The 5234-nt window shown below is 56.4% G+C and carries 2 tRNA genes and 3 rRNA genes; all 5 read left to right on the plus strand.

Going from position 1 to position 5234, the window contains the following annotated elements:
* The first annotated feature begins 187 nt into the window (after positions 1-187).
* The 5 genes from BUA34_RS15485 (at position 188) to rrf (ending at position 5229) form a co-directional block, all read left to right on the plus strand.
* Positions 188-1686 (plus strand): 16S ribosomal RNA (locus BUA34_RS15485).
* A 90-nt stretch (positions 1687-1776) separates the two neighbouring features.
* Positions 1777-1850 (plus strand) — tRNA-Ile (locus tag BUA34_RS15490).
* A 6-nt stretch (positions 1851-1856) separates the two neighbouring features.
* Positions 1857-1929, plus strand: a tRNA-Ala gene (locus tag BUA34_RS15495).
* Between the two features lie 175 nt (positions 1930-2104).
* Positions 2105-5008 (plus strand): 23S ribosomal RNA (locus BUA34_RS15500).
* Between the two features lie 106 nt (positions 5009-5114).
* Positions 5115-5229, plus strand: a 5S ribosomal RNA gene (gene rrf, locus BUA34_RS15505).
* Together the 16S, 23S and 5S rRNA genes with 2 tRNA genes alongside form the textbook arrangement of a ribosomal RNA operon.
* The last annotated feature ends 5 nt before the right edge of the window (positions 5230-5234 follow it).

A 5234-nucleotide genomic window follows, 5' to 3' on the forward strand; every position in this document is an offset into this window, starting at 1 on the left:
AGACTTTCGGGAAGATTGAAGGAATCGGAGATGTGCTTAGTGACGGCCCAAGAAAATTTCTTGGAAGTCAAATTAATCAAGAGGCGAGAGTCGCGACCAAGCTTGCTTGGGCATGACCGAGCCGAAGATTAAAGCGATACCTTTGGTATCGCCATTTACGAAAAACAGGACAGACTATTTAAGAAAATCAATGAAGAGTTTGATCCTGGCTCAGAACGAACGCTGGTGGCGTGTCTTATACATGCAAGTCGAGCGAGGCAGCAATGTCGAGCGGCGAACGGGTGAGTAACGCGTAAGCAATCTGCCCCATATCAGGAAATACCCGTGCCAACGCGCGGTTAATGTCCAGGAGAGTGGCCTTCTGCATGGAGGGTTGACTAGAGATTTATCGGTATGGGATGAGCTTGCGTCCGATTAGCTAGTTGGCGGGGCAACGGCCCACCAAGGCGACGATCGGTAGCCGGCCTGAGAGGGTGATCGGCCACATTGGGACTGAGATACGGCCCAGACTCCTACGGGAGGCAGCAGTAGGGAATATTGCACAATGGGGGAAACCCTGATGCAGCAACGCCACGTGTGGGAAGAAGCATTTCGGTGTGTAAACCACTGTCATGAGGGAATAAGGCCTGTCTTCGGGCAGGATTGAATGTACCTTGAGAGGAAGCACCGGCAAACTTCGTGCCAGCAGCCGCGGTAATACGAGGGGTGCAAGCGTTGTTCGGAATTACTGGGCGTAAAGGGAGCGTAGGCGGATATTCAAGCGGATTGTACAATCCCGGGGCCCAACCCCGGCTCTGCAGTCCGAACTGGATATCTTGGATAGTTCAGGGGCAGGCGGAATTCCTGGTGTAGCGGTGGAATGCGTAGAGATCAGGAAGAACACCGATGGCGAAGGCAGCCTGCTGGGGACTTATCGACGCTGAGGCTCGAAAGTGCGGGTAGCAAACAGGATTAGATACCCTGGTAGTCCGCACCGTAAACAATGCATACTGGGTGTCCGGGGGTTCCCCCGGGTACCGTAGCCAACGCGTTAAGTATGCCGCCTGGGGAGTACGTACGCAAGTATGAAACTCAAAGGAATTGACGGGGGCCCGCACAAGCGGTGGAGCATGTGGTTTAATTCGAAGCAACGCGCAGAACCTTACCAGGGTTTGACATGGGAACGCCGCGGCGAGAGATCGCCGTTTTGCAGCAATGCAACGTTCCGCACAGGTGCTGCATGGCTGTCGTCAGCTCGTGTCGTGAGATGTTGGGTTAAGTCCCGCAACGAGCGCAACCCACGTTTCCAGTTGCCACCCGCAAGGGGGCCCTCTGGAGAGACTGCCGGGGACAACCCGGAGGAAGGTGTGGATGACGTCAAGTCCTCATGGCCCTTACATCCTGGGCTACACACGTGCTACAATGGTCGGTACAATGGGTCGCAACGCCGCGAGGCGGAGCCAATCCTCAAAGCCGTCCTCAGTTCGGATCGGAGTCTGCAACTCGACTCCGTGAAGCTGGAATCGCTAGTAATCGTGGGTCAGCACACCACGGTGAATACGTTCCCGGGCCTTGTACACACCGCCCGTCAAGCCATGGGAGAAGGGAGTGCTCTAAGTCGTGCAAGCGCCTAAAGCAAGACCTTTGACTGGGGCTAAGTCGTAACAAGGTAGCCGTACCGGAAGGTGCGGCTGGATTACCTCCTTTAAGGAGTAAATCTGGAACAGAAGTTCCAATACCTGTTTTTCAAAAGACAAACGCCGTCGCATAAGTACATCTCCGATTCTTTTAGAGCCCGGGTCTGTAGCTCAGCTGGTTAGAGCACCGCTCTGATAAGGCGGGGGTCAATGGTTCAAGTCCATTCAGGCCCACTTTCAGGGGTTATAGCTCAACTGGTAGAGCGCCAGCTTTGCAAGCTGGATGTTAGGAGTTCGAGTCTCCTTAGCTCCAGGAAGCACCGACCGGGTGCAGAAAGCATCGTCCCACCGAGGACATGCGAAGATTGAAATTTCGGCATGGAAACTAACAAAGCAATCAAGCATACAGAGTGACTTGAAGCACCAAGAAATAAAGAGGTGGATTCGAGCTGCTCATGCGGCAGAACAGAGCTGAATCGCTGGAATTAGGATTTAAGCGAAGGAATGCACGCGGGGGATGCCTAGGCATCCGCCGGCGACGAAGGACGGGCCAAGCCCCGAAAGTCCCATGCGAGGCGCAAAGGGCCTTTGACCATGGGGGATCCGAATGGGGAAACCCACGCGCAAGCGTATCCTCAGGGTGAATACATAGCCCTGCGGAGGCAAACCCGGGGAACTGAAACATCTCAGTACCCGGAGGAAAAGAAATCAACCGAGATTCCCTTAGTAGTGGTGAGCGAAAGGGGAGGAGCCCAGACGGGTTGCATACAGTGGACGGAAAGCGAAGCGGGATGGAAAGCCCCCCCACAGCAGGTGACAGGCCTGTAGCGATCTTTAAACTGATGTCCGTCGAAGAGTAGGGCGGGACACGTGAAATCCTGCCTGAAGACGGGGGGACCACCCTCCAAGGCTAAATACGAGCGGATGACCGATAGTGCACAGTACCATGAGGGAAAGGTGAAAAGCACCCCGAGAGGGGAGTGAAATAGCGCCTGAAACCGCGTGCATACATTCTGTCGGAGGAGAGATTCATCTCTCTGACGGCGTGCCTTTTGTTTAATGAGCCAGCGAGTTGCTCGTGTACGGCAAGGTTAAGCGCCTCAGGCGCGGAGCCGAAGCGAAAGCGAGTCTCAACTGGGCGACCAGTCGTACACGGCAGACACGAAGCCTTAGTGATCTACCCATGGCCAGGTTGAAGCGGAAGTAACATTCCGTGGAGGACCGAACCGATATACATTGAAACGTGTTCGGACGAGCTGTGGGTAGGGGTGAAAGGCCAATCAAACTGGGCGATAGCTTGTTCTCTCCGAAACATATTTAGGTATGGCGTCACGTTAGCTTCACGGGGGTAGAGCACTGGCAGGACTAGGGGGCACACCCGCTTACCAAACCCTATCAAACTCCGAATACCGTGAACGTGTTGCGTGGCAGACAGCCTGCGAGTGATAAGATCCGTAGACGAAAGGGAAACAACCCTGACCACCGACTAAGCGTCCCCAAGTACGTGCCAAGTGGGAAAGGATGTGGAGCTGCACAGACAGCCAGGAGGTTAGCTTAGAAGCAGCTATCCTTTAAAGAAAGCGTAATAGCTCACTGGTCAAGCGGCTCCGCGCCAAAAATGATCGGGACTAAGCACGTCACCGAAGTCGTGGGCCCCAGCAATGGGGCGGTAGGAGAGCGTTCCGCAGGCCTGGGAAGGCGGGTGGCGATGCCCGCTGGAGGCACCGGAAACGAGAATGCTGGCATGAGTATGCGAAAATGCGGGTGAAAAACCCGCACACCGTAAGTCCAAGGGTTCCCGGGCAAGGATAATCCTCCCGGGGTCAGTCGGGATCTAAGACGAGGCCGAGAGGCGTAGCCGATGACAACCAGGTGAACATTCCTGGACCCTCCGATAAGCGTCATGACCGACGCGGCGACGCATGGGAATTCACGGGGCGGCCGATGGATGCCGCTGAAGGAGTGCAAGACGCCGGGGTGGCAAATCCCCCCGGCACATGTCCCAGGCTCCGGACCCCCGGAAGGCTTCGGCCGGAAGGGGCGCCGCGATGGACCGTGCCAGGAAAACCCGCTAAGGGAGCGAACGGAGGCCCGTACCGTAAACCGACACAGGTGGACGAGGCGAATAGCCTAAGGTGCTCGAGACAACTCGGGAGAAGGAACTCGGCAAATTAACCCCGTAACTTCGGGATAAGGGGAGCCTCCGGTTGTGACCGTGAACAGCGGGAAGCATCTGGAGGTCGCAGGGAAACGGCAGAAGCGACTGTTTACCAAAAACACAGGGCCATGCTAACACGCAAGTGGACGTATATGGTCTGACACGTGCCCGGTGCCGGAAGGTTAACAGGAGGGGTCAGCGCAAGCGAAGCCCTGAATCGAAGCCCCGGTAAACGGCGGCCGTAACTATAACGGTCCTAAGGTAGCGAAATTCCTTGTCGGGTAAGTTCCGACCTGCACGAATCGTGTAACGACTTCTGCACTGTCTCCTCCCGGGACTCGGCGAAATTGCAGTGCCGGTGAAGATGCCGGCAACCCGCACCTGGACGGAAAGACCCCATGAACCTTCACTGTATTTTGACATTGGTTTTAGGGCTGGCATGTGTAGGATAGGTGGGAGGCTACGAGCCGGCGACGCCAGTCGTCGGGGAGCCGTCCTTGAAATACCACCCTTGCCCGTTTTGAGATCTAACCTCGTCCCGTCATCCGGGACAGGGACCGTGTCTGATGGTCAGTTTGACTGGGGCGGTCGCCTCCCAAAAGGTAACGGAGGCATCCAAAGGTTCCCTCAGCGCGGTCGGCAATCGCGCGCAGAGCACAAAGGCATAAGGGAGCTTGACTGCGAGACGGACACGTCGAGCAGGTACGAAAGTAGGGCTTAGTGATCCCGCGGTACAGCGTGGAAAGGCCGTTGCTCAATGGATAAAAGGTACTCTGGGGATAACAGGCTGATCTCCCCCAAGCGTTCATAGCGACGGGGAGGTTTGGCACCTCGATGTCGGCTCGTCGCATCCTGGGGCTGGAGAAGGTCCCAAGGGTTTGGCTGTTCGCCAATTAAAGCGGCACGCGAGCTGGGTTCAAAACGTCGTGAGACAGTTTGGTCCCTATCCGGTGTGGGCGTTCGAGACTTGAGGGAAGCTGTCCTTAGTACGAGAGGACCGGGACGGACGAACCTCCGGTGTACCGGCTGTCGCGCCAGCGGCATTGCCGGGTAGCCATGTTCGGATTGGAGAAACGCTGAAGGCATCTAAGCGTGAAGCCATTCCCAAGATCAGGTCTCGCGGGGGCAACCCCCTGAAGGGCCGTCGGAGACTACGACGTCGATAGGCCGCAGGTGTAAGCGTGGCGACACGTTGAGCCGAGCGGTACTAATAGCCCGTGAGACGCTTTTCCTTTCTTTCAACGATTTGGTTCTACTGTCCCGCGTGGGCAGCCCGGACCCGCCTAGCTTCAGAGCTCTGGTGATTGCAATAACAAGTTTGGTTCCATGCAAGAGTTTGTTTCAGCGGTTATCGAGTGAGGGTCACACCCGTTCCCATCCCGAACACGGAAGTTAAGCCTCAGATCGCCGATGGTACCTGGCCCCCGGGCCCGGGAGAGTAGGTCGCCGCTGGATTCACG

Origin of the sequence: Fibrobacter sp. UWB12, assembly GCF_900142485.1 — a bacterium.
Lineage (GTDB): Bacteria > Fibrobacterota > Fibrobacteria > Fibrobacterales > Fibrobacteraceae > Fibrobacter.